Origin of the sequence: Nocardia sp. NPDC050718, from assembly GCF_040654235.1 — a bacterium.
Taxonomy (GTDB): Bacteria; Actinomycetota; Actinomycetes; order Mycobacteriales; family Mycobacteriaceae; genus Nocardia.
Genome location: NZ_JBFAHQ010000001.1, coordinates 1,264,723 through 1,289,302 on the forward strand (window position 1 = coordinate 1,264,723; position 24,580 = coordinate 1,289,302).

At 69.5% G+C, this 24,580-nt stretch carries 17 protein-coding genes and 2 pseudogenes; 5 read left to right on the top strand and 14 right to left on the bottom strand.

The window, feature by feature from the left end:
• Positions 1-91 precede the first annotated feature (91 nt).
• The 5 genes from AB0H54_RS05880 to glpX all read right to left on the bottom strand — a co-directional run bounded on the left by AB0H54_RS05880 (position 92) and on the right by glpX (position 8,429).
• The gene (locus AB0H54_RS05880) at positions 92-982 is read right to left on the bottom strand and encodes a barstar family protein (protein ID WP_357343052.1); all 891 of its coding nucleotides are present in this window, start codon (positions 980-982) and stop codon (positions 92-94) included.
• Positions 903-6,272 (bottom strand): putative T7SS-secreted protein, encoded by a 5,370-nt coding sequence (locus AB0H54_RS05885; RefSeq protein WP_357343054.1) that lies wholly within the window; start codon positions 6,270-6,272, stop codon positions 903-905. The genes AB0H54_RS05880 and AB0H54_RS05885 overlap by 80 nt, the downstream gene beginning before the upstream one ends.
• A 3-nt stretch (positions 6,273-6,275) precedes the next feature.
• Positions 6,276-6,875 (bottom strand): hypothetical protein, encoded by a 600-nt coding sequence (locus tag AB0H54_RS05890; protein WP_357343056.1) that lies wholly within the window; start codon positions 6,873-6,875, stop codon positions 6,276-6,278.
• Positions 6,875-7,276: a hypothetical protein gene (locus AB0H54_RS05895; protein WP_357343058.1), complete on the bottom strand. Its 402-nt coding sequence runs from the start codon at positions 7,274-7,276 to the stop codon at positions 6,875-6,877. The genes AB0H54_RS05890 and AB0H54_RS05895 overlap by 1 nt, the downstream gene beginning before the upstream one ends.
• 109 nt (positions 7,277-7,385) lie before the next feature.
• Positions 7,386-8,429, bottom strand: a complete 1,044-nt coding sequence (gene glpX / locus AB0H54_RS05900; RefSeq protein WP_357343060.1) for a class II fructose-bisphosphatase — start codon at positions 8,427-8,429, stop codon at positions 7,386-7,388.
• A gap of 124 nt (positions 8,430-8,553) precedes the next feature.
• On the opposite strand from glpX, the gene AB0H54_RS05905 reads away from it, so the two are divergent.
• Complete coding sequence (locus AB0H54_RS05905) at positions 8,554-9,120, top strand: DUF4245 domain-containing protein (RefSeq protein ID WP_357343062.1); 567 nt, start codon at positions 8,554-8,556, stop codon at positions 9,118-9,120.
• 1 nt (position 9,121) lies between these two features.
• On the opposite strand, the gene AB0H54_RS05910 is transcribed toward AB0H54_RS05905, so the two are convergent.
• The 4 genes from AB0H54_RS05910 to AB0H54_RS05925 all read right to left on the bottom strand — a co-directional run bounded on the left by AB0H54_RS05910 (position 9,122) and on the right by AB0H54_RS05925 (position 12,884).
• The gene (locus AB0H54_RS05910) at positions 9,122-10,558 is read right to left on the bottom strand and encodes an FAD-binding oxidoreductase (RefSeq protein ID WP_357343064.1); all 1,437 of its coding nucleotides are present in this window, start codon (positions 10,556-10,558) and stop codon (positions 9,122-9,124) included.
• A gap of 83 nt (positions 10,559-10,641) precedes the next feature.
• Positions 10,642-10,887 (bottom strand): exodeoxyribonuclease VII small subunit, encoded by a 246-nt coding sequence (locus AB0H54_RS05915; RefSeq protein ID WP_355276494.1) that lies wholly within the window; start codon positions 10,885-10,887, stop codon positions 10,642-10,644.
• Between the two features lie 2 nt (positions 10,888-10,889).
• On the bottom strand, positions 10,890-12,191 hold the full coding sequence (gene xseA / locus AB0H54_RS05920; protein ID WP_355276492.1) for an exodeoxyribonuclease VII large subunit: 1,302 nt from the start codon (positions 12,189-12,191) through the stop codon (positions 10,890-10,892).
• A 90-nt stretch (positions 12,192-12,281) separates the two neighbouring features.
• Positions 12,282-12,884: a lipid droplet-associated protein gene (locus AB0H54_RS05925; protein WP_357343065.1), complete on the bottom strand. Its 603-nt coding sequence runs from the start codon at positions 12,882-12,884 to the stop codon at positions 12,282-12,284.
• A 114-nt stretch (positions 12,885-12,998) separates the two neighbouring features.
• Here AB0H54_RS05925 and AB0H54_RS05930 point away from each other — a divergent pair, with 114 nt between their 5' ends.
• On the top strand, positions 12,999-14,018 hold the full coding sequence (locus AB0H54_RS05930; protein ID WP_355276488.1) for a 4-hydroxy-3-methylbut-2-enyl diphosphate reductase: 1,020 nt from the start codon (positions 12,999-13,001) through the stop codon (positions 14,016-14,018).
• Between the two features lie 62 nt (positions 14,019-14,080).
• Here AB0H54_RS05930 and AB0H54_RS05935 read toward each other — a convergent pair whose 3' ends face one another.
• Together AB0H54_RS05935 and AB0H54_RS05940 are read right to left on the bottom strand one after the other, a co-directional pair.
• Complete coding sequence (locus tag AB0H54_RS05935; RefSeq protein WP_357343067.1) at positions 14,081-14,908, bottom strand: DUF6542 domain-containing protein; 828 nt, start codon at positions 14,906-14,908, stop codon at positions 14,081-14,083.
• Between the two features lie 51 nt (positions 14,909-14,959).
• Complete coding sequence (locus AB0H54_RS05940; protein WP_357343069.1) at positions 14,960-16,108, bottom strand: DNA recombination protein RmuC; 1,149 nt, start codon at positions 16,106-16,108, stop codon at positions 14,960-14,962.
• A gap of 134 nt (positions 16,109-16,242) precedes the next feature.
• On the opposite strand from AB0H54_RS05940, the gene AB0H54_RS05945 reads away from it, so the two are divergent.
• The 3 genes and pseudogenes from AB0H54_RS05945 to AB0H54_RS05955 all read left to right on the top strand — a co-directional run.
• Positions 16,243-17,439 carry an exonuclease SbcCD subunit D gene (locus AB0H54_RS05945; RefSeq protein WP_357343071.1) on the top strand — a complete coding sequence of 399 codons (1,197 nt, stop codon included), beginning with the start codon at positions 16,243-16,245 and terminating at the stop codon, positions 17,437-17,439.
• Between the two features lie 22 nt (positions 17,440-17,461).
• Positions 17,462-17,995: pseudogene (locus AB0H54_RS05950) on the top strand (SMC family ATPase); the annotation flags it as partial.
• Positions 17,996-20,884: 2,889 nt separating this feature from the next.
• Positions 20,885-21,721, top strand: a pseudogene (locus tag AB0H54_RS05955) (SbcC/MukB-like Walker B domain-containing protein); the annotation flags it as partial.
• Positions 21,722-21,791: 70 nt separating this feature from the next.
• Here the strand turns inward: AB0H54_RS05955 and AB0H54_RS05960 are convergent.
• The 3 genes from AB0H54_RS05960 to AB0H54_RS05970 all read right to left on the bottom strand — a co-directional run bounded on the left by AB0H54_RS05960 (position 21,792) and on the right by AB0H54_RS05970 (position 24,551).
• Positions 21,792-22,433 carry a hypothetical protein gene (locus AB0H54_RS05960; RefSeq protein WP_357343073.1) on the bottom strand — a complete coding sequence of 214 codons (642 nt, stop codon included), beginning with the start codon at positions 22,431-22,433 and terminating at the stop codon, positions 21,792-21,794.
• 67 nt (positions 22,434-22,500) lie between these two features.
• Positions 22,501-23,013 (bottom strand): methylated-DNA--[protein]-cysteine S-methyltransferase, encoded by a 513-nt coding sequence (locus AB0H54_RS05965; RefSeq protein WP_357343075.1) that lies wholly within the window; start codon positions 23,011-23,013, stop codon positions 22,501-22,503.
• Positions 23,010-24,551, bottom strand: coding sequence for an Ada metal-binding domain-containing protein (locus AB0H54_RS05970; protein ID WP_357343077.1), 1,542 nt, complete (start codon positions 24,549-24,551; stop codon positions 23,010-23,012). Before AB0H54_RS05970 ends, AB0H54_RS05965 begins: the two co-directional genes overlap by 4 nt.
• Between the last annotated feature and the right edge of the window lie 29 nt (positions 24,552-24,580).

Consider the following 24,580-nt stretch of genomic DNA (forward strand, 5'->3'; position numbering starts at 1 on the left):
AGCGGATTGCTCCAGGCTCGTTGGCCATCATGTGGTGATCGTGTTGTGTGCGAGCGGTGTTCCTCGCGGGCCTGCCGGTGTCGTTTGCTCATCAGAACGCGGGATCCACAGTCGCAGATCCGGCAGTCAATACCTCTGTCAGTGCGGTGCAGTAAGATTCGCCTACGGTCGATGTCAAGCCGGTCCACCCGGTCCAAGTGATCGAGAACGGTGCTGACGCCCCGAATCCGCCGCGGAGACAGTCGGCGAGAGAATCCAGTCCGCTGCCAAAGTATCCGCCAGGGCCGTTTACCGCTTCGCCTAATGCGCAGAATATACCCTGAGTATTCTCTATGCCCAGTCCATCGAGTGAGAATATCGAGCCGGGAGGCGACGTCGATGCCGGATTATTTAGTTGATATATCTGGGCAACGCGTATCCATGCATCGAGCTGGCTGGCCCGAAGTCCTTTCCAGGTATTGGAAACTTCCGGGCGTCCCTCTCTTCGCATGCGCCACAGTTCCTGCTCGAAGGTCGTAGGGGGATCTAGTACGCTGCAGGTGATCGAAATGTTGCAAGTATCTGCAGTTGCTGAGACTGTTGGGTTGATCGAGGAGACTTCGATCCCGGATATGTAATATGCGCCCATGGTTTCGTGATAACGGGAAAGCATCCTGATTTCGCCGTTGCCGACAGGGTTTCCTGTCATTCGCCGAAGCGTTTCTCTGATCTGATCAGACGATGGGCACGCTTCGCGGAGGGTCAACTTCCTGCGTGAAGTGGTCGCAAGCGTATCTGCGAAGAAATTATCGATATCGCTACAGTATGCTATTAGAAGGTCTTCATCCTCCAAGTAAAGTGCGTACTTCCATTCGGGCTCCACGGTGGTGGACGTGTTGTCGTGGTCCATGGGTTCCTTTGCGTCAGCCGCCCAGTCTCTTGGGAATGGTTCCGCCCTCAGGATACCAAGGTCCAGGGAACAGGAAGGGGGCTCGATAGTCATGGTTCAGCACGTATCCGAACTGGCCATCCGGTCGCTCCAGGATTCTGTGCGTGGTGCCAGGGACATCCCATTCGAGAGATCCTTGCCACTGAGTCTGCTGTCGTGGCGGCAACTCGCGCCCTTGGAAGATGGTCTGCTGACCGGTGGCTGGATCTATTCTAGGTGTTCCGTTGCCTTGGTGGATGTCTTCGTATTGCTCACGGATTTGCCTCGGCAGCGGGTTAGGGTCGGAGAGGTTGCGGTCGTTGGTGTTGAATTCTGGTTTATAGGGAGAGAGTCCGAGTGGGTCGATCCAATGTGTCGCGTTGAAAGGATAGATGAAGTTGTTGTCAGATGGACCGAGGCCTAGTGGGTCTGGTGTGAGAAAACGGCCGGTCGCTGAATCGTAATATCGATAATAGTTATAGTGCAATCCTGTTTCGTCGTCAAAAATCTGCCCGGGGAAGCCTAGGTGGAACTCGTGACTTCTGATTCGCCGTCGACCAGCGCCCCAGAGCGTAGCAGGCGGCGTGGGATCGACGCGGCCAGTTCGCGGCTCGACAAACTCTGAAATTCCGGAGTGATCGGTCACTGTGCTAAGCCAGCCGGAATTGTTTTCGTGCTGCGCTACCGTAATGTGGGAATTGGGGATATGCTGCCAATGTGTGCTGGCCCGTGGTGAATTGGCTTGTGCAAGTACGCTGCCGTCCCAGACGTAAGTAGCCGAGTTCTCCCGCGAATGGTCTACTTGCTGAAGAATCTTGCCCGTTCGACGTCCGATTGCATCGTACTCATAATGCCACCACGCGCGGGCGGGCGTGTAGACATCGGTGATCTGGTTGAATGCGTCGTATCGATAGTGCCAGATATCTGGCTCTCGTGAAATTCGTGTGGTTACCTTTCGAATTAGTCGGCCGGCAGGGTCGTAGTAGTAATGGTTGCGTCCGTCGCGGACGAGGAGGTTGTTGTGGTACTCCCGGCGCTCTGTAGTGGCAGGGGCGGTGGGGGAAGGAGGGGTGTGGGGGGACGGGTGGGCTGAGGTGATGTTGGAGAGGGCGTCATAGGTGTAGGTCTCGGAGATCGAGCCGTTGTCGGTGATGGTGGTTACTCGGCCGATGGGGTCGAGATCGTAGCGGCGGCGGCGGCGGTTGGGTGTGGTGTCGGGGAGGGTGGTTGTTCGGGTGGTGAGGAAGCCGTCGGGGCGATATTCGTAGTCGTCATGGCGAATGGCGAAGGAGCTGGGGCGTGGGGGCGTGTCGCCGAAGTCGAGGTCGAGGCCGCCCGTCGTGGGGAAGCCGGTGACGGTTTGGGAGGCGAGTTGGCTGGTCGGTGTGAACGTGCGGTCGATCTGTACTTCGCCGATGCGCCAGCCGGTCAGACGGCTCGCTGGGTCGTAGTTGAAGGTGATGCGTTCGCCGTCGGCGTCGAGGCTGGCGACGCGGTTGAGCGTGTCGTGGTTCCAGGTGGTGACTGCGCCGCTGGGGGTGGTTCGGCGGATGCGGCGACTGCGGTGGTCGTAGTCGTTGCGCATCGGGGGCTGGTCGTCCAGTTGTTCGGTGGCGACCTGGCCGGTGGGGGTGTAGGTGAAGCGGAGGGTGTGGGTGATGGCTTCGGCGGTGCCGTTGACGGCGGTGAGGACGCGGCCTGCGGGGTCGTAGGTGTTGCGGATGTATTCGCCGGTGTCGGCGGTGATATCGAGGAGGTTGCCGAGGTTGTCGTAGGTGTGGTGGCGGGTGACGCCGGTGGCCGGGGTGACCGTCGCGACCCGGCCCGTGGAGGTGTACGTGTAGCGGGTCGTGGCGCCGGTGTAGTCGGTTTCGGCTTCGAGGCGGCCTGCGAGGTCGTATTCGTAGGTCCAGCGTTGGCCGAGAGGGTTGATGACTGCGGTGAGGGCGCGTTCGGTGTTGTAGAGGTAGCGGTGGACCGAGCCGTCGGGGTCGGTGCGGGTGGAGACCTTGTCGAAGCCGCCGTAGGCGTATGACGTGACGTGGCCCGCGCGGTTGGTGTGGGTGAGGAGGTTGTTCTCGCCGTCGTAGGTCCAGGATTCCGCGTAGCCGTCGGGGTCGACGCGGCGGGCGGGTCGGCCTTCGGGTGTCCACTCGTAGTAGGTGACGGCGCCGAGTTGGTTGGTGACCTGGATGGGGCGGCCGAAGGCGTCGCGTCGGATTTCGGTGGATGCGCCGTAGGGGTCTGTCACCTTGACCGGCAGACCCGCGAGGTCGACGTCGATCTGGGTTCGGGCGCCGTCGGGGTCGCGGATTTCGGCGACCGCGCCGCCTTCATGGTGGCGGTACTCGGTTCGCGCGCCCGCGGGGTCGATGACCGCGACGAGGTTGCCTGCCTTGTCCCACTCACGGTGCTGTGTGGTGCCGTCGGCATTGGTGACGGTCGACGGGCGGTTCGGGTAGGCGTAGTCGATGGTGATCTGGCGACCGTCGGGTCGGGTGATGACGGCGACATCGCCGTCAGCGGTGTAGTTGTAAGTGGTTGTCGCGCCGTCTGGTTCGCTCACCGAGAGCGGCTTCCGGGCCGCGTTGTAATCGATGTGCCGGTGGCCGCCGTCGGGTGCGCGGAGATCGCGCAGACGTAGGTCGCTGTCGAATCCATAGCCGGTGACTGCGCCCCGCGAGTCGGTCATGCGGGTCAGGCGGCCGGTGCCGTTGCCGAATTCCAGGTATTCGTATTCGGCGTCGAAGACGCCGTCGGTGCCGCGCTGAGAGACCACCCGGCCGGACTCGTCATAGGTGTTGGTGACCCAACTGCCATTGGAATCGGTCCACGACAGCATGCGGTGCTCGTCGTCGTAGTCGAAGCGCGTAACGCCACCGACGCCGTTCGTGACGGTGGTCAGGTCGCCGTTTTCGTAGCCGAATTCGCGTACCGGAGTGGAGGTTTTGACGCCATCGAGTTCGCCTGCCACGGAGATCGCGGTGACCCTGCCATCGGCGGAGTCGAGGACGACGCGATAACCGCCGGAGTGGGTGACTTCGATCGGATCGCCATTGCCGTTGTAGTGGAAGCGGATCCGGTTGTGGTGGCGGTCGGTGATCGCGGAGATCGCGAAATTGCCGAGCAGCGTGTCGAGGCCGTCGAGTGTGGGTTCGGGTGCGAAATGCCAGACCAGTTCGCGATCCGGGTCCCAGAGCCGGTACCCGCCGGTGTCGGTGCGGGTGAGTTTCCAGCGTTGTCCGCCGGTGATCGGTTCTACGCCGACACCGACTTCCGCGTGCGGATAGGCGAGCAGCATCCCGTCTTCGAAAACGACCGTGACACAGTCGTCGTCGACAACGACGCGCATGTCCAGCGTGGCGGACCACGAAGGACCGAACCAGCGGCCGAACCGGTAGTTGGAGTGGTGAGCTCGCTTGAGGGCCAGCCGCAGGACACCGGGGAGATCGATGTCTGTCAGGGGGAGGAGGAAATCGCCGGTGGCGATCTTGACCGGGTCACCGGCCTTGGGCGTTTGGTCGTCGGTGGCGGTCTTCGCGGGTCCGTCGGTCTGGGCGTCGTCGCCCACACTCGGCTTTCCATCTCCGCCTCGGTCGTTGCCGTCCCGGTCGATCAGGTTGTCGGAATTGTTCGGGACGCCGCTGTCGGGACCGTTGTGCGCACCAGGCTGGGTGTCGCCGTCGGCGTCACCCGGGCGGTTTCCCGCGTCGTCGGTGTGGGGAGCCGCGTTGTCGGGGTTTGTGGGCGGCGGCGCGTTGTCGGGATCCGGGGATGCCGCTCCCGGCGAATCCGATTCGGGCTTTCCCCCGTCGCCCCGATCGTTGGGGACCTCCGGGTCGGGCTCGGGACCGTTGTCCGCATCGCCGTTGTGCGGAGCTCCGTCCTCGCGAACCGGCGGGGCATCGGGGTTCGTGCCGGCTCCCGGGCTTTCCGGCGTGGTCGCGGGTGCGGGCGATTCGGGGGAGCCGTCGCGGGGTGCGGGTGCGTCGTCGTCGAGCTTCGGGGATTCCGGATCGTTGGCGCGAAGGTTGTCGGGTGCAGGCACATCCGGGTCACCGTCGTGCCCGGCGGGATTGGTCGGTGCTTCCGGGCTGGGGTTCGCCGCCGGGGCGTCGTTCGCAGGAGCCGCGGGGTTCTCCGGCGCATGGGCCGCGGGCTGGGTCTTGGGTGCCTCGGGGACGTTGTGCGGCGCGTTTCGGGACGCAGCACCGGCGGTGTCGTCGATGACATTGCGCCCGGCATTGCCGAGGCGAGCGGCCTCGGAAGCCTTGTCGACCACATTCGCGCCGGCTTTGGCGGCACCACCGGCACCACCGGTCGCCACGGTCATCAAGGCGTCACCGGTCAGCGCGCCGAGCGCTTCGGACGGGTTGGTCTTGAAGCCGGACAGCATGGCCGACGCGGTCGCTTTGGGGTCGGCGGCGGCCAGCACCATGCCGGTGCCGAGATCCGACATCTTCGACAGGTACTCGGCGGGATGGGTGGCGTTGTAGGCGTCGATCGGTGAGATCGATCGCACGAACTGGACCATTCCGGTCAGTGAGGTCAGCAGGCCGGATGAGAAGTTGAGTTTTGCCTGGTCCAGCGCCGCGCTGAGGTCTTCGAAGTTGCTGCCCCACCGGGACAGGAATGGTGGTTCGGTGGGCGCGGTCTCGGTTGCCGCGGAGTTCGCGGCGACGGCGGAGTTCGCGGCGTTGTCGCGTTGGGTGCGGGCGCCGGTCAGGATCGCCCTGGCCTCGTTGCGGATATCGGTCCAGGTGTCGGTGAGGTTCTTGCCCTTGCGGTCCTCGTCGGATTTCGCGTTCCACTCGTTCTTGCGGTCGCGTTCCTCGCGGTCGGCGGCTTCCCACTTCGCGATGGCGTCGGAGGCTTTGGCTTGCGCGGCGGTGACTTCGGCCGACCACGCGGCCAACGCGGTCTTGGCCTTGCCCATCGCGTCCGCGCCGTCCCACCACAGCTTGGGCTGCTTGGAGTATTCGTCGTGGAAGGCGGAGGCCGCTGAGCCCGACCAGTCGGCGACATCGATCTTGCGCAGCGCGTCACCGGTCTGATCGATCGCGGTTCCGATGGTGCCCAGGTGCTCGGCGACCTCGTTGATCTTGGCTACGTCACCGCGGATCAGTTCTTTGGGATCGGTGGTTTCGCCGAGTTCTTTCTCCGGCACCGAGCCGCCGGTGGCGTCGACGATCTTGTCGCCCAGATCGTCGAGGAAGTTCGACAATCCGTCGGCACCGACAGCTTTCGCGACCTTGGACTCGGCATCGAGGACGGTGTTGTAGACCTGGCCGACCTTCTCGGTGGCGCTCTCCAGCCCGTCTTCGATCTTGTCACCGAGGTCGTTGAGGAAATCCCCGATACCCATGAACTATTGCCCCCCGGCCTTCTGCCTGTCCTCGTTGATCTGGGTGACCTTGGCCGCCACGCCGGTGTCCAGCGAGTACGCCTTGTCCGGATTGGTCGCGAGATACTGCCCGACCTGGCCCAGCGTCGACACGTTGTCACCCATATGGGAAAACGCTTCGGAGAATGAAGCTCCGCTGTAGTTGGGATCGGCGGCGAGGTTCCACGTGTTCTCGCTGAGGACCTGGTCCCAGGACTTCTTGTCGATCTCCTCGTCGGTGAGATGCGGGTTACCGGCGAGGTGGGTGAACATCTCTTTGAGCGTGTTCGAGGCCTGCTGGTCCATGAGGTAATAGCGGCCCGCCGACAGGTCGAGAACCTCGGCGATCTCGTTGCCGGACTGCACCAGTGCGCGTATGCCCCATGACCAGCGCTCGGTGAAGGTCTCGAACGTGGCCTGCACGTTCGCCTTTCCCGCCTCCATCGCCGACATCGTCAATTGCGAGAAACCCCGACCCACCGCGCCGGTCTCGCCGACACCCAGTTCCGAGAGTTCGCTGATGATGCTCGTGATACCGGTCGCGGCCTGGTTCAGCAGGGCCGGGTCGACATTCAGGTCCGACATCAGCCGTGTCCGTGGCGGGTCGTCGGTTCTTCCGTCATCACCGGAGGGAAGACCATGGGTGCCGCGGACAGCATGTCGATCGCTACGCCGGTCGGGTCCGTCTGTGCGGCGGCGAACTCACGGAGGCGGATGCCGAGGAAGGTGTGGAATCGATACTCCTGCTCGGCGACGACTCCGCGTGTCGTCATGAAATGCGCGTACTCGGCGACGCCGGTGAACGCGCATAACCACTGCACCGCACCGGATTCGAGTGTGTACACCCGATCTTCGGGGCCGATCAACGGCACGAGCAGGGCCGAGGATTCGAAGGCTGCCGACAACTCGGTCGGAGCGCCGAACCCGGCGTAGAACGCGGCGATCTCCGAGCGCAACCGCCCGGAATCCACGTCGATGACACTCATGTCGGTTCCCCCATCCCCTGGTACCCCTGCAGGCCACCGTAGTGAACCGTGCAGGGATCGATCAAGGAACGGGCCGCGCACCACCCGGGGTGCGCGGCCTGTCATGGGATCAGGGGAGGGGCGGGTTGGCGCTGTCGTCGCCGTCGAAGTCGACGGAGGAGTATTCGCGGAGCTTGGTGAGGCGGTGGTAGGCGTCGATCATGCGGACGGTGCCGGACTTGGAGCGCATGACGATCGACTGGGTGGAGGCGCCGCCGCCGAAGTAGCGGACGCCGCGCAGGAGGTCGCCGTCGGTGACGCCGGTGGCGCAGAAGAAGACGTTCTCGCCGGCGACCAGGTCGGTGGTGGACAGGACGCGGTCCAGGTCGTGGCCCGCGTCGATGGCCTGCTGGCGCTCCTCGTCGTCCTTGGGCGCGAGCATGCCCTGGAGTTCACCGCCGAGGCAGCGCAGCGCGGCGGCGGCGATGATGCCCTCCGGGGTACCACCGATGCCGACCAGGATGTCGACGCCGGAGTCGGGGCGCGCGGCGGCGATGGCGCCGGCGACGTCACCGTCGGAGATCAGGCGGATGCGGGCGCCCGCGTCGCGGGTCTGCTGGATGAGCTCGGCGTGCCGGGGGCGGTCCAGGATGCAGACCGTGAGGTCGGACACCGAGGACTTCTTGGCCTTGGCGACGCGGCGGATGTTCTCGCCGATCGGGGCGGTGATGTCGATCGAGCCCGCGGCGTCGGGGCCGACGGCGATCTTGTGCATGTAGAACACGGCCGACGGGTCGAACATGGCGCCGCGCTCGGCGACCGCGAGCACCGAGATGGCGCCGGGGGAGCCCTTCGACATCAGCGTCGTGCCGTCGATCGGGTCGACCGCGAAGTCGACCTCGGGACCGGTGCCGTCACCGACCGCCTCGCCGTTGTACAGCATCGGCGCTTCGTCCTTCTCGCCCTCGCCGATGACGACGACGCCCTGCATGGAGACGGAGCTGACGAGCTGACGCATGGCGTCGACGGCCGCACCGTCGCCGCCTTCCTTGTCGCCGCGGCCGACCCAGCGGCCCGCTGCCATCGCGCCTGCCTCGGTGACTCGGACCAGCTCGAGTGCGAGGTTACGGTCGGGTGCCTCGCGGCGGCTGGGAGCGGGCGATGATGCCGTCATTGCGAAGTGCCTCCTTGGGCGTTGGTGTACGGGGGCAATTGTCGCATTAGGATCGGCACGCCCGTGCACGACCTGCGATGCCCCGTCGGTGGCCTGGTCAGAGCCCGAGTGGATACTGGTAGCCGTGGCCCAGCAGAAGCACCGGATCTTCAACGACTATCGCGACCTGTTCTGGTCGCTGATTCCGCTGGTGCTGATCGCCATCGTGCTGGCGGGCGCGGCGAGCCAGTGCACCGTCGCGACGAACGGCCCGACCCAAGGTCAGATCCCTCATTTCGACGCCGACGCGGCCTTGAAGTCCGACGCCAAGACCCTGCCGTTCGCGATCCGCAAGCCGGAGCTGCCGCAGGACTGGGTGTCGAACTCGGGCAGCCGCGACACGATCGTCAGCTCGGGCGGCGGCCCGGTCAGCACCGTCGGCTACCTGACTCCGCAGGGCACCTACATGCGGTACTCGCAGACCTCCGCCTCCGAGGAAGCCCTCGCCCGCCACGTGCTCGGCTCGCGGTACGCCACCGGCACCCAGGACATCGCCGGGCAGAAGTGGGTCGTCTACACCGAACCGACCGAGGAGACCGCCTGGATCACCGATCTGGGCGGCGTCCGGATCCTGATCACCGGCGCGGGCAACGAGGCCGCGTTCACCACGCTGGCGCAGGCGGTCACCACCGCGCAGCCGCTGTCGAAGTAGCTCAGCGGCCGGCCGTGTCGCTGAGCCGGTAGGTCCAGCCGGAGGTGGGCAGGGCCGTCGAGGTGGTGATGACGTCGGTGGCGAGCAGGTCGTCGACCTTGCCCTGCGCGAGCAGACCGTGCGGGTCGAAGGCGCGTTTGGTCGCGATCTCCCGCGGTCCCCACGGTTTCATGCCGCCCGCGCCGAGGACCGGCGTGTGCGGATTGGCGATGGAGAGCCCGGCCCGCTGCAAGCGCTCGGTGATCGCGGCGAGCTGAGCCCGGCTCTCGTAGGCGAACACCGGTGAGCCCTGGGCGGACAGGGCGCCGTCGATCCGTTTCATCTCCACGTGCAGCGGCCCGAGATCGGCGAACTCCCGGTGCACCCGCACGATCGACGCGTACAGGTCGGCGGGCGGGAACAGCGCCATCAACCCGGTGAGGCGCTCGTCGCGGCGCTGGTAGTGCAGCATCGAATGGCCCCAGGTGAACTCGTAGAGCGGCACGCCGTAGACGCCTTTGCCCTCGAGGCAGCGGTAGCGGACCTGCCCGCCGCACGCGTGCGCCAGATCCTCCACGTTCGGCACCGACTGCACCGCGGCCAGCACCAGCACCATCGCCGCGCCGTCGGGGATCAGCCCGGCCAGGCCGGGGAAGTACTGCGGCAGCGGGTGCGCGTGCGGGGAGACCACCTTCTTGAGCACGCCGTCGCTGGTGCCGAGGTCGACCGAGAAGCGGGCGGCCTGCTCGAATTCCGGGAACGCGATCACCAGCTCGTGCCACTCCCAGGCGGGCGCGACGGGCAGCTCGACCTCGGTGATGATGCCGTTGGCGCCGTAGGCGTGGTGCACCGTGGTGACCTCGCTGCCGCGCAGCTCGACCAGGCGGGGTTGTTCCTCGACCGTCATCACCTCCAGCGCGGTGATGTTGCCCGCGTCGCGCAGGATGCCCCACTGGCAGCTGCCGACCCCCGCGTGCCCACCGGCGATGTAGCCGCCGATCGTGGCCTGCTGCGCGGTGGAGGGGTGCATGCGCAGCTCCCAGCCGGACGGGCGGATCGTCGCGTCGATGTCGGCGACCACGGTGCCGGTCAGCGCGCGCACCGTGCGCGGTGGCTGTCGGGCCCGGTCACCGTGCCAGCCGACGATCCCGGCGATGGCGGTGACATCGATCACCGCGCCGCCGGAGAGCGGAACGCCCTGGCCGAACTGGCCGGACCCCGCGCCGCGCACCGTGATCGGAACCCGATGCCGGGCGCACGCCGCGACGGCGACGCGCAGTTCCTCCTTGGTGCGCGGGGCGATGAAGATCTCGGCATTGCGGCCGCGCAGCAGATCACGCAGGACCGGGCTCTGGGCGAACCGGTCCCGGCTCTTGGTGCGCAGCCTGCGCGTGTCGACGGAATGGTCGACCGCGCCGAGCTCGGTGCGCAGTCGGGCCAGCGCTTCGGTGCGTGACATCGCGGTGCCTCCCAGTGCCGTCGAGACGTGCGCACCAGGGTGCCCGCACCGTGTTTCGTCGCCGTAAAGGCGGCGTTGCCCGGCTACTCGCTCGCGTCGTCGGCGTGCGAGATGGCGTCTTCCACGCGCTTACGGGCACCGGCCAGGTGCTGCTCGCAGCGGGTGGCCAGAGCCTCGCCGCGTTCCCAGAGGGCGAGCGAGTCGTCGAGATCGAGACCGCCCTGCTCCAGCATCTTGACGACGTTGACCAGCTCGTCGCGGGCGCGTTCGTAGCCGAAGGCGGCGATCTCGGCGAGGGTGTCGGCGGGCTCGGTTCCGGCGTCGGGCACGGTCAGTTCCCCTTGTCGTTGGTGGGTGTCAGGCGCTGGGTGCCGAGCGCGGCGGCGGTGACGGCGCCGTCGGCGACGCGGATGCGGAGCTGGCTGCCCGCGGGGGCGTCCTCGATCGCGCGGACCACGTGCCGGTCCTTCCCGGCGACGCGCTGCACGACAGCGTAGCCACGGGCCAGCGTCGCGGCCGGGCCGACGGCGGTGAGCTTCTCGCGAAGGTGCGCCGCGGCGGTCGACTCGGTGCGCAGGGTCTGCTCGACGGTGCGCCGGGCCGCCAGCCGCAATCGCTCCACCTCGTCGTGGCGGTGCCGCAGCTCGCGCAGCGGATCGGCGAGCACAGGGCGCGAGCGCAATTGGGCGATGATGTGGGTCTCGCGCTGCACCCAGCCGCGCAGCGCGGCGGCCGAGCGAGCCCGCATCTCGCGCACGCCCGCGAGCTCGGCGGCGGCATCGGGGACGATCCGCTTGGCGGCGTCGGTGGGGGTGGCGGCGCGCACGTCGGCGACGAGATCGCTCAGCGGCGCGTCGGGTTCGTGCCCGATCGCGCTGACGATCGGGGTGGTCGCGGCGGCGATGGCCCGGCACAGCGCCTCGTCGGAGAACGGCAGCAGGTCCTCGGTGCTGCCGCCGCCGCGGGCGAGCACGATCACGTCGACGGCCGGATCGCGATCGAGGGCGGCCAGCGCCTCCAGCATCTGCGGCACCGCCGTCGGGCCCTGCACCGCCGTGTTCTTGACGACGAAACGCACCGCGGGCCAGCGATTCTGAGCGACGGTCAGCACGTCGCGTTCGGCCGCGCTCGCCCGCCCGGTGATCAGCCCGACCGTGCCGGGCAGAAAGGGCAACGGCCGCTTGAGCCGTGGATCGAACAGCCCCTCCGCCGACAGCAGCGCCTTGAGCCGCTCGATCCGGGCGAGCAGTTCGCCGATGCCGACCGGCCGGATCTCGGTGACCCGCAGCGACAGCGTGCCCCGTCCGGTGAAGAACTGCAGCTTGCCGTAGACGACCACCCGGCTGCCCTCGGTGAGCGGAACGGGACTGCGCCGCAACAACTCCGGATCGCAGGTCACCGACAGCGACATGTCCGCCGAGGTATCGCGCAGCACCAGGAAGGCGGTGCGGGTGCCGGGCCGCAGACTGATCTGGGTGACCTGGCCCTCCACCCACACGCTGCCGAGCCGGTCGATCCACTGCGCGACCTTCACCGCGATCGAGCGCACCGGCCACGGCTGCTCCGCGGAACTGCCCGGTGCGCCCGCGGCGGTGTCCGCCGGGGCGGAAGCGCCGGAGCCGTCCTCAGTCATACGTCAGGTATACGCGGCGCTACCGACACAAACAAAAGCGACCGCGACCGGCGCGTTGGCCCCGGTCGCGGTCGCTGCGAAGGGGGGAGGCTACTGCGCCTGGACCGTCGCGATCCGGTTGGTCAGCATGGTGACGAACGGCGCGCGGGCCCGGGTCTGCTGCTCGAAGGCCAGCAGCTGGGCCAGTTCCTCGACGGTCAGCATGCGCAGCCGGGCGCGCAGCTGGGCCAGCGTCATCGCCGGGTAGTCGTAGCGGATGGCGACCTCGGGGGCCTGCACCTCCTCGGGCTCCGGCTCGGCGGCGGGCTCCTCGGCGGCCTGCTCGGACTCGAGCAGCAGCAGCGACGCGGGCGTGGCCTTGCCGTTGGTCTGCTCGGCCGGGATCTCCTCGGTGAACAGATCGAAGCGGCTGGCATGGCCGTTGGTGGCGACGGCGGGCTCCGGGGCGACGTCCTCGTCGAAGGTGGCCCAGGCGGGCTGCTCCTGCGGGGCCGAACCCAGACGTTCGAACAGGCCGTCGCCCTTGAGCGCGAGGCTGGTGACGAACTGCTGCACGTGCATGGTGGTCTGCAGCACGCGGCTCAGCGCGGTGATCGGGAAGTTGACCGCGGCGACGGGCAGCCGCCGGGTCTCTTCTAAGGCGTAGACGGCGGCACCGGCGGCGACCCGGGCCAGGTACGGAGGACGGAACATGGTCCCAGCCTGCCGCAAACCGCCTGTGATGCAAAGGTCCAGACCACCCCGATGTGACTTTCGCCCCTCGATCCGCCCTGATCCCGCCCGCGCGGCGCACGTAAGCTGTGGACTATGACCTCGGCAATTCCCTTGAACGTCGGTATCGCGCGCTCCGCGGGCGCGTCCGCTGCCGGTGGCAAGCGCGTGCTGCTGGCCGAGCCGCGCGGCTACTGCGCAGGCGTCGACCGCGCCGTCGAGACCGTGGAGAAGGCGCTGGAGAAGCACGGCGCCCCGATCTACGTCCGCAAGGAGATCGTGCACAACCGGCACGTGGTGGAGACGCTACGTGAGCGCGGTGTCGTGTTCGTCGACGAGACCGACGAGGTGCCCGAGGGCGCGCTGGTCGTGTTCTCCGCCCACGGCGTGGCGCCGATCGTGCACGAGACCGCCGCCGAGCGGAACCTGCGCACCATCGACGCGACCTGTCCGCTGGTCACCAAGGTGCACCAGGAAGCCAAGCGCTTCGCCCGCGACGACTACGACATCCTGCTGATCGGCCACGAGGGCCACGAGGAGGTCGAGGGCACCGCCGGTGAGGCGCCCGAGCACGTCCAGCTGGTCGACGGCCCCGACTCGGTGGACAAGGTCACCGTGCGTGATCCGTCGAAGGTGATCTGGCTGTCGCAGACCACGCTGTCGGTCGACGAGACCATGGAGACGGTGCAGCGGCTGCGCGAGCGGTTCCCGACGCTGCAGGATCCGCCCAGCGATGACATCTGCTACGCCACCTCCAACCGGCAGACCGCGGTGAAGGCGATGGCACCCGAATGCGATCTGGTGATCGTGGTCGGCTCGCGCAACTCCTCCAACTCGGTGCGGCTGGTCGAGGTCGCCCTCGGCGCGGGCGCGCGGGCCGCGTACCTGGTCGACTACGCCCGCGAGGTCGACCTCGCCTGGCTCGACGGGGTGCGCACGATCGGTATCACCTCGGGCGCGTCGGTGCCGGAGATCCTGGTGACCGGTGTGCTCGACCTGCTCGCCGAGCACGGCTTCGGCGAGGTGCAGCCGGTGACAACGGCCAACGAGACCCTGGTGTTCTCGCTGCCGCGTGAGCTGCGCGCCGCGCGCCGCGACGCCCCCGCCCAGGGCTGACACAGGACCGACATATACAAGGAATCCCCCGTCGCGAGTTCGCGGCGGGGGATTCCTGGTTCTCACACGTTGTCGGGCCTGCGCCGTTCGGTGCGACCGGTGTCGGCGCGATCGCGGTAGCGCACCGTCGGCTGGGGATGCGGCTGCGGGTCGGGCCTACGGCGCGGGGTGCGCGCGGCGTCGGCCTCGCGCGGGGCGGCGTTGCGGGCGGCGCGCGGCTCCCTGGTCCTGGCCGCGGCGGGCGCGCGCTTGGGATCGGTCGCGCGCGGCGCGCGGCGGGCCGGGCTGGCCATGTCGACCTCGGTGACCGGGTCGTCCAGGACGGCGGTGGCGCGGCGGGTGCGCTGGCGGCCGGTGTCGCCCGCGGCCTCGGGACGGCGGCGCTTGACCGGCTTGCGCTCGGTCTTGCGTTCGGCCCGGCGTTCGTCGGAGAGCGGGCGGGCGGTGGCGGGGGTGCGCTTGGCGATCGCGATCCGGGCACCGCCGATGGCGAGGACGAGGACGGTGGCCAGCATCATCGTCGGGAAGCGCTCCACCAGCGGGATGACGAGGTTCATCAGCACGTCTTTGATGGAGGTGGTGGCGCGCCCACCCAGCAGCTGGCAGGCCACCGGCACCGCGACGAACAGCAGCAGCGGCGGCATGACCATGGTGGAGAACAGCCCGCGGAACCGCACGGCGCACACGGCCAGCACGCAGCCCAGCACATACAGCGCCGAGAAGGTGCCCGTCGGGTAGGTCTCGCCCCCGATCGCGTCGATCGCGAACCCCACCATCGTCATGCCCGCGGCAAGCAGAATCGCGCCCCAGGCGGGGATGCCGGGCACCGAGGGCAGGATCGAACGTTGCGGCGCGGGCACCCGGGGTCGCGCACGTTGGGAAGCAGCCACACCATGACACTAACCGCACAACGCGCCGTCAGGCGCTGCGGCACGGGGATCTCAGCGACGATCCTCGGCCTCGGCGAAGGCCACGGCCCGCGGTCTGGCCTCGGTCAACCGGATTGCCGGGAGCTCCTGATCGGCGATCCCGAGATCGTGCATCCGGCGCGCGGTGACCAGCACCCGTGACTCGACCGAGCCGACGGTGGCGTTGAAAGCCGCTACTGCCTTACCGAGATTCACCCCGAGATTGTCCAGGTGGTCGGCCACTTTGCCGACCCGGGTGTAGAGCTCCTTGCCCAATTGCTGCACCGTTGCCATATCGCGGGACAGCGCTTCCTGGCGCCAGCTGAACGCGACCGTCCGCAGCAGCGCGATGAGCGTCGTTGGGGTTGCCAGGATCACGTTCCGCCCGAACGCGTACTCCAGCAGCCCCGCGTCGGTGGTGAGCGCGGCGTCGAGGAACGGATCGCCCGGCACGAACAGGACGACGAACTCCGGCGCCGGATCGAACGCCGCCCAGTACGCCTTGTCCGCCAGCTGGTCGACGTGGGCGCGCAGATGCTTGGCGTGCCGGGCCAGCAGCTGGTCGCGGGCGGTGGGGTCGTCGGTGGTCGCGGCGTCGAGGTAGGCGGTGAAGGGGACCTTCGCGTCGACGACGATGTGCCTGCCGCCCGCCAGCCGGACCACCAGGTCCGGCCGCACCCCGCCGCGATCGCCGCCGCCGGCCCGGTGCACCTGGGTGTCGAAATCGCAGTGCCTGGTCATGCCCGCCAGCTCGACGACCCGCTCCAGCTGGATCTCCCCCCAGCGGCCGCGGACCTGCGGCGCGCGCAGCGCCGCGACCAGCTGCCCGGTCTGGTCGGAGAGCCGGTGCGAGGTGCGCTGCATCCCGGCGACCTGCTCCCGCAGCCCCGAGTACGCGTCGATCCGGTGGTGCTCGACCTGGCGGATCTGCTGCTCGAGCGCGCCGACGGCATCGCGCAGCGGATCGACCATCGCGCCGATCGCCGCCGAATGCCTGCGCGCCGCATCCTCGTTCGCCGCGTGCAGCGATTGCTGCAGCAACCGTTGATTGTCCCCGGCCGCCGCCAGCCTGGCCTCCGCCGCGGCGGCGCGTTGCCCGCCCCGGGCGGAATGCCCCAACCAGCCGAGACCGAACCCGGCAGCGAATACCAAGACGAGCGCGACGAGCATCGAGGCGGTCATAGCGGCGATAGTGCCCGAAGCCACCGACAAACTCGCAATCACCGGGCAACCCGGGCGTGGTGACGCGCCGGTGCGGCACACCCGAGGGGTGCGTCGATTGAATTCTGTCGGGGGTGTGGCCTAAGTTTCGCGGCATGCGGATCCTGCACACCTCCGACTGGCACATCGGGCGCACCTTCCACGGTGTCGACCTGTTAGCCGATCAGGCGGCGGTGCTGGCGTCGATCGCGGACCTGGTCGCGGCGGAGTCCGTCGACGTGGTCGTCGTGCCGGGCGACGTCTACGACCGGTCGATCCCGAACGCCGACGCGATCGCGGTCTGCAACCGCGGGTTCGAGGCGATCCGCGCCGCGGGCGCGGTGATCGTCGCGACCTCGGGCAATCACGATTCGCCCGCCCGCCTCGGCGCGGGTGCCAGCTTCGCGGCGGCGGGCGGGCTGCATCTGTGCACCAGGGTCGCCGACGCCGACCGGCCGGTGCTGCTCGCCGACGATGCCGGCGAGGTGGCCTTCTACGGGATCCCGTATCTGGAGCCGGAGATCACCCGCGCCGAACTCGGTGTGCCGCAGGCCCGCTCGCACGCGGAGATCCTCGACGCCGCGATGGGCCGCATCCGCGCCGATCTCGCCGGTCGGCCGGGCACGCGCACCGTGGTGCTCGCGCACGCGTTCGTCGTCGGCGGGGAGGCGACGGGGTCGGAGCGATCGATCTCGGTGGGCGGGGTCGAGACGGTGTCGATGTCGGCGTTCGACGGGATCGACTATGTGGCGCTGGGACACCTGCACTCGCCGCAGACCCTGTCGGAGTCGGTGCGCTACAGCGGTTCTCCGCTGCCGTACTCGTTCGCCGAGAATTCCCATCGCAAGGCGATCTGGATCGTCGACCTCGACGCCGACGGACTGGCCGCGGTGCACCGCCACGACCTACCGCTGGTGCGCGGGCTCAGCAAGCTCACCGGCACCCTCGACGAGCTGCTCACCGATGCCGGATTCGCCGACGCCGAGCCGCATTACGTCTCCGCGACGCTCACCGACAGCACCCGCCCGGTCGACCCCATGCGTAAACTGCGCGAGCGGTTCCCGCACGCGGTGCACGTGGAATGGGCACGCCCCGAGGGCAATCCGGAGCTGCGCTACCGTGAGCGGGTGCACGGCCGCCGCGATGTCGAGGTCGCGGCGAGTTTCCTGACCGATGTGCGCGGTGCGCCGACCGGAGGCGAGATGCGATGGGTGGAGCGTGCGCTGGCCGCCGCCGTGCGTGAACCCGATGCGGGTCGCGCCGAAACCCGTCGCGCGGCGGACGAATTCGAGGCCATGGACGTGACCGCGTGAGGGCTGCGCTGGGCGGTGCCGCGTGAGACTGCATCGACTGGAGATGGTCGCGTTCGGTCCCTTCGCCGAGTCCACCGTCGTGGATTTCGACGTGCTCGGCGCGGATGGTCTGTTCCTGCTGCACGGTCACACCGGCGCGGGCAAGACCAGCATCCTCGACGCCATCGCCTTCGCGCTGTACGGGCGGGTGCCCGGCGCGCGCGGGGAGGGCAAGCGGCTGCATTCCGATCACGCCGACCCGCAGACGCCGCCGAAGGTCACCCTAGAGGCCACCCTCGGCGGTCGTCGGCTCCGGCTCACCCGCAGCCCGGCGTTCGAGCGGCCGAGCAGTCGCGACAGCACCCGGTTCACGGAGGTGCAGGCCAAGGGCACGCTGGAATGGCTGGACGGGTCGGGTGAGAATCTGTCCCGGCTCACCGATATCGGCGACGAGGTCGTGCGCCTGCTCGGCATGAGCGCCGACCAGTTCTTCCAGGTCGTGCTGTTGCCCCAGGGCGATTTCGCGAAGTTCCTGCGCGCCGAGAACGAGGATCGCGAGAGGCTGCTCGAAAAGCTCTTCGACACCCAGCGATTCGGCACCGCCGAGACGTGGCTGGCGGACCGCCGTCGTGCCGCCGAGGCCGACCTCACCGCCCGCACCCAGGGCATCGATCGACTGATCACCAAGGTCGGTATGGCCGCGGGCTATGGCGGCGCGGAATCGGTCGGCCTGCCCGACGCGGTGACCTGGTCCCAGGATCTGCTCGCCACCGCGCGCACCGAGCTGGCCGAGGCGAACGCGAACGCCGAACTCCGACAGCAGGAGTCGGGCGAAGCCCGCGCCGAGGCCGAGGAGCAGCGCCGCGTCGCCGGGTTGCACGCCCGGATGGCGGCGGCCCGCGCGGAACTGGCCGCGTACACCGCCGACGCCCCGCGCCGGGCCGAGCTGGAACGCGAACTCGAACAGGCCCGCCGGGCCGAGCCGGTGGTGCACGCCATCGACGAGGCGCGGTCGGCGGTGCGCGCGCTGCGCCGCGCGGAGGCGTCGACCCGGACGGTCGCCGGTGAATTGGCCGTCCAGTTGGGTGCCGAGGCGGCCGCGGATATCGCGGGGCTGGATCTGCTGACGGTGGTCTTCGACGACGCTGATACGCCGGTTGAGCGAGTGGATTCCACCGGTGGACTCGGTGATACGCGACGCGTCGGCGGCGTGCGATCTGACGGCGGGTCGCCCGGACCAGGTAGTGAACAGGGCACCCGGGCGGGCAGCCCCTCCGTTCCACGTGGCGTGCGGCCGGAGGATCTCGGCCGCGTCCGCGATGTCGAGGGCGATCTCGATGCCGCGGTGAGCCAGTGGAACGCCCAGCTCGGTGTGCTCGGTGAAGTGCGGGCCGACGCCGAGACCGCACGTCAGCTCGCCGTGGATCTCACCGCGCACGAGGCCGAGGTGACGCGCTTGACCGCGCGCGCCGGCGAACTCGCGCAGCGTCGTACCGAATTGCCCGCCGTGCTCGCGGGAGCGGGGGAGCAGCTGCGCGAGGCCACCGATGCCGCCGCCGCGCTGCCCGGACTGCGGACCGAGCTCGGCAAGTGGCAGGAATCCGCCGCGGCCGCCGTCGAATTGGCCAAGCAGCGGCCCGCGCTGGACCGGGCGCAGACCGAGTTCGACACGGCGCGCCGGACCCATCTCGACGCCAGGGAGCGCGTGCTCGATCTGCGCACGCGTCGGTTGGCGGGCATGGCGGCCGAACTCGCGGGTGCCCTGTCGGCAGGCGCGCCGTGCGCGGTGTGCGGTTCCGCCGAGCATCCCTACCCCGCACGCCCCACCGACGACGCGGTGTCCAAGGACGCCGAGGACGCGGCCACCACGGCCGAGCAGACGGCCGAAGCCGCCCGCGACCGGATCGCCGAGCGCATCGGCGTCATCGAACGCGAGATCGAGGCGCTGACCGCGCGCGGCGGCGACGCCGACCCGGTCACCCTGGCCGATGCCGTGCGCACCGCCACCCACCGCTTCGACGACGCCGCCGACAGCGCCGCCCGCGTCACCACCCTCACCACCCGCCTCGACACCCTGCGCGCCGAGGAAACCACCCTGCACGAGCAGTCCCGCGACCTCGACGCCCGCCTCGGCACCGCCACCGCGACCATCACCGCCACCCGCACCCGCCTCGACGAACTCACCCTCCGCCTGCGCACCGCCGCCGGCGCCGACGACTCGGTCGACGCCCGCACCACCCGCCTCGAATCCCTCATCACCGCCGCCACCACCCTGCGCACCGCCCGCACCGAGGAATCCGCCGCCCGCGACACCGTCCGCCACATCGCCACCCGCGTCGAAAACCTGGCCCAGTCAGCCGGTTTCGTCCCCGAGGGCTACGAAAGGATCCCCACCGCATCGCACGAGACGTCGATTGATGGCACCGCCGGTGCGACTACCAGCGGTGCTGCCACGGGCGCGCCTGCCGATGGTGTCGCCACGGATGCGACTTCTGGTGGTGACGCCATGGCTGCGACTACCGGTGGTGCTGCCACGGGCGCGCCTATGGGCGGCGGCGCCCCGGCTGCGGCTGCGGACGGCGATGCCACGGCTGCGGATGCCGACCGCAACTCCACGGGCGCGGTTGTGGACGGTGCTGCCACAGTTGCCGGTGGTGTCGCCACGGTCGCGCCTGCCGGTGGTGTCGCCACGGTCGCGCCTGCCGGTGGTGTCGCCACGGTCGCGCCTGCCGGTGGTGTCGCCACGGTCGCGCCTGCCGGTGGTGGCGCCCCAGTTGCGGCTGCTGGTGGTGACGCCATGGCTGCGACGCCCGGTGGTGCCGCCATGGGCGCGCCTGCGGGCGGCGGCGTCGCGGTTGCGGCTGTGGACGCCGATGCCACGGGCGCGGCTGTGGACGGTGCTGCCGCGGTTGCGGCTGTAGGCGGCGGCGCTATGGCTGTGGCTGCGGACGGCGCTGCCACGGTCGCGACTGCCGAGGGCGACGCCACGCCTGCGGACGGTGCCGCCACGGTTGCGGCTCCCGACGGTGGCCCCGCGACAACGACGCCGGTCGACATCGCAGGCGCGCCGTCGAAGTCGTTGGCTGCCAGCGATCCCCAGGCTTCGGCGTCCGGCGATGGTGTGGGGGATTCGGTGCCAGCGGGCGGCCCGGGAGCACCGGCCGATGTCGCTGGCGACGGCACGGGGTCTTCGCCGATCGACGGCGGGGCCGGTGCGGAGGCGACGACCGATGGTGTCGACGGGCAGACCGCGGGCAGCGATGGCGAGGTCGCTGGTACCGGGGATGGGGCGCGATCGCGTTCCAAGCGGGCCGCGCGGACGGTGCGTGTCGAGCCCGAGATGCCCACGCTCTTCGACCTTTTCGACGACGAGTCGGTCGAGGACGAACCGGAACCGGAGCCCGAACCGGTGCCGCGGCGCGACGATATCGCCCTGCTCACGGCGTACGCCCAGCTCGTCACCGTGCTCGCCCGCACCGCGGCCCAGCAGTCGGCGATCGAATCCGAGCTCACCGCTGCCGATCGGGCCCGTGCCCACGCCGACGCGGTCCTCGCCGAACCGCAGATCCAGGCGGTGGCCGAGCAGGTGCCCGCCGATCTGGCCGCGCTGGAACAGCGTTTCGCCGACGCCCAGACCGCGTTCACCGCGGCGGTGGCGACCCAGTCGGCCGCCGCCGAGCGGGTCGCGCAGCTGGAGCAGCTGGGGACCCAGCTGTGGGGTGAGGTCGAGCGGATCGCGCCGAGGCAGCGTGATTTCGACGAGCTGGCCACGCTGGCCGACGTGGTCGCGGGGCGTGGCGAGAACAATCGCCGGATGTCGTTGCGCTCGTACGTGCTCGCCGCGCGCCTCGAGGAGGTCGCGGTCGCCGGTTCGCTGCGGCTGCGCCGGATGTCCGGCGGCCGCTACGAATTCGTGCACTCCGACAAGGCGGGCCCGCGTGGCCGACGCGGTGGCCTCGGCCTCGATGTCCGCGACGACTACACCGGCGCGGTCCGCTCCGCGAAGACCCTCTCCGGCGGTGAGACCTTCATGGCCTCACTGGCTTTGGCGCTCGGCCTGGCGGACGTGGTCGCGGCCGAAGCGGGCGGCCTGGTCCTGGACACCCTGTTCATCGACGAGGGCTTCGGCAGTCTCGACGCCGACACCCTCGACGCGGTCATGGGCGTCCTGGACGAACTGCGGGCGGGCGGCCGCGTGGTCGGCGTGGTCAGCCACGTCGACGAGATGCGCCAGCGGATTCCCAGCCGACTGCACGTCCTACGCGGCCGAACGGGCTCGCAGCTCCAAGCAACTGTCGCCTGACGACGGTGGGCCGGGTTTCTTCTCGCGCTGCCGTCGATCAGGTAGTAGCTCCGACCCGGAGCCCCGCAGATCAGGCCGTCGGTTCGGGCACCGGATCGGCCCGGACCGCACCCCCGGACTTCGGCGCGAACCCCGGCAACCACCCGTCGACATACGGGATCATCAGCTGGATCAGCGGCCCGATGCCGAAGGCGTACACGAGGGTGCCGATGCCGACGCTGCCTCCGAGCAGCCAGCCGGTGATCAACACCGTCGCCTCGATGCCGGTGCGCACCGACCACACCGGCCACCCGGTCCGGGCGACCAGTCCAGTCATCAGTCCATCACGGGGGCCTGGACCCATCCCCGCGCCGATGTAGAGCACGGTCGCCGCGGCGTTGACGACGACGGCGAGGACCATCGCCGCCACCCGCACCCACAGCGCCTCGGCCGCGGGGATCAGCCACAGCCCTACGTCGACCGACACCCCGATCACGATCACATTGCTGACCGTGCCCAGACCGGGCTTCTGCCGGAGCGGAATCCATGCGAGCAGCACGACGACGCCGGTCACCGCGGTGACGGCGCCGAAACTCAGCGGCACGTGCGCGGCGACGCCCTGGTGGAAGACGTCCCACGGATCGAGCCCGAGCCCGGCCCGGATCATCACCGCCATCGACGTCCCGTACAACCACAGACCGGTGTAGAGCGCGATCAGGCGACGAGTGAGCATGGGTATCAGCATCCGGGCCGACTGGACCTCACGAAAGAGCCAATCGCGAGTTACTGGCCTTACTATCTCAGGCCTCGTGCGCGAGCAACCATCGCTTGGCGTCGAGTCCCCAGCGGAACCCACCCAGCGCGCCACCGATCCGCAGCACCCGATGACACGGCACGAACAGCGCCGCGGCATTGCGCGCGCACGCGTTCGCGGCGGCCCTGGTCGCCTCCGGCCGACCGGACAGCCCGGCGAACTCGGTGTAGGTGACCGGCTCGCCCGCGGGCACCTTGCGCAGCACCTCCCACGCGTGGGTGAGGAATTCGCCGGAGCGCTGGCGCACGGTGATCGTGTCGATCGCGGTGAGCTCGCCGGCGTGGTAGGCGGTCACCGCCCGGGTGACCTCGCCCAGCGCGTCCCGCTGCCGCAGCTCGGCCGGACGCAGGGTGGCGTGGATGACGCTGGTGAGCTCGGCCGGGTCGGCGGTCCAGCCCGAGGCGAGGACCGCGCCGTCGGCGTCGACGATGGCGGTGAACGGTCCGATCGGGGTGGCGACGGTGGCGACGTCGGCGCGTCGAATGCTGGTGTCGGTCATGATGCTTCGCTTCCGTTGACGGGGCGGGAAGGGCGGGGCGCGGCGATGACGCCGCGATGTTCGAGTGCCGTCTTCCACAGGTGCATGGACAGGTAGGAGCGCCACGGCGCCCAGCGGGTGGTGTGGTCGAGGTCGACGCCGGCCAGCGTCGCGCCCTGGCGGACGACCAAGTCGGTGCCGAGCAGGATGTCCGGATCGGCGAGCAGGCGCATGGTGACGTAATCGGCCGTCCACGGCCCGACGCCGGCCAGCGCGAGCAGGTCGCGGCGCAGTTCGGCGGCCGTGCGGCCGGAGTGCAGGACCAGTTCGCCCTCGGCGATCGCCCGTGCCGCCGCCACGACGGCCGACACCCGGCGGGCCGGTCCGGTGAGCACCTCCGCGCCGCGCTCGGCGACCACGTCGGGGGTGGGGAACAGCCGGGGCGCCGGGCCGTCGATCCGATCGCCGAGGGCACCGACCAGGCGCGCGGTGTGGGTCGCCGCCGCCTGGACCGAGATCTGCTGGCCGATCATGGTGCGCAGCAACAACTCCGGGCCGTCGAGGCAGCCGGGCACGCGAATGCCCGGTCCGAACCCGTGGCCGGGGGCCGCCGTCGCGACGACGGGAAGTCCGTTGTCCGGGACGGCGAGGCCGAGACCCTCGTCGATGCCCTGCGGATCGGCGTCCAGGTCGAGCAGGTGCCGCACGCGCGCCACCGTCGGCGCCAGGTCGCGCATGTCGCGCAGCGCCAGTTCGGCGCGCACGTGGCCGGGCTGGAACGACAGCCGGACGGTGGCGTGCCCGTGCGGAGTTCGCAGCCCGCGGGTGTAGACGCCGTCCTCCCACAGCTCCATGCCGGGCACGGTGTGCGCGGACAGGAACCACGCCAGCCACCCGGTGTCGAGCGGCTCCCGGTACGGCAGGCGCAGCGTGAGCAGGCCAGGCGCGGCGGGTGCGACGGCATCGGAGCGCGGTGAGCGCCGCGACTCCGTGCGCATGGTCGTCGGGCTGACCGCGAACACCTCGCGCACGGTGTCGTTGAACTGGCGGATGCTGGCGAACCCGGCCGCGAAGGCGATGTCGGACATCGGCATCTCGGTGGTCTGGATCAGCAGCCGCGCGGTGTGCGCGCGATGCGCCCTGGCCAGGGCCAGCGGTCCGGCGCCGAGTTCGGTGGTGAGTACCCGGGTGAGCTGTCGCTGGGAGTAACCGAGGGTCGAGGCGAGCGCGGGCACGCCGCCGCGTTCGATCACCCCGTCCCCGATCAGCCGCATGGCCCGCGCGGCCAGATCGGCCCGGACGTTCCACAGCGGCGAGCCCGGCGCGGCGTCGGGTAGGCACCGTCGGCAGGCGCGATACCCGGCCTGCTGCGCCGCCGCGGCGGTGGGCAGGAAGGAGACATTGGCCCGCTTGGGCGTGATCGCGGGGCAGGAGGGCCTGCAGTAGATACCGGTCGTGCGCACCGCGGTGAAGAACTGCCCGTCGAAGCGGGAGTCCCGGGTCGAGACCGCCCGGTAGCAGCGCTCGAAGTCCAAAGCCGTGATCGTCACGGGTTCCACAATGCCCGCGAAGCGAGCGGGTCGCTAGC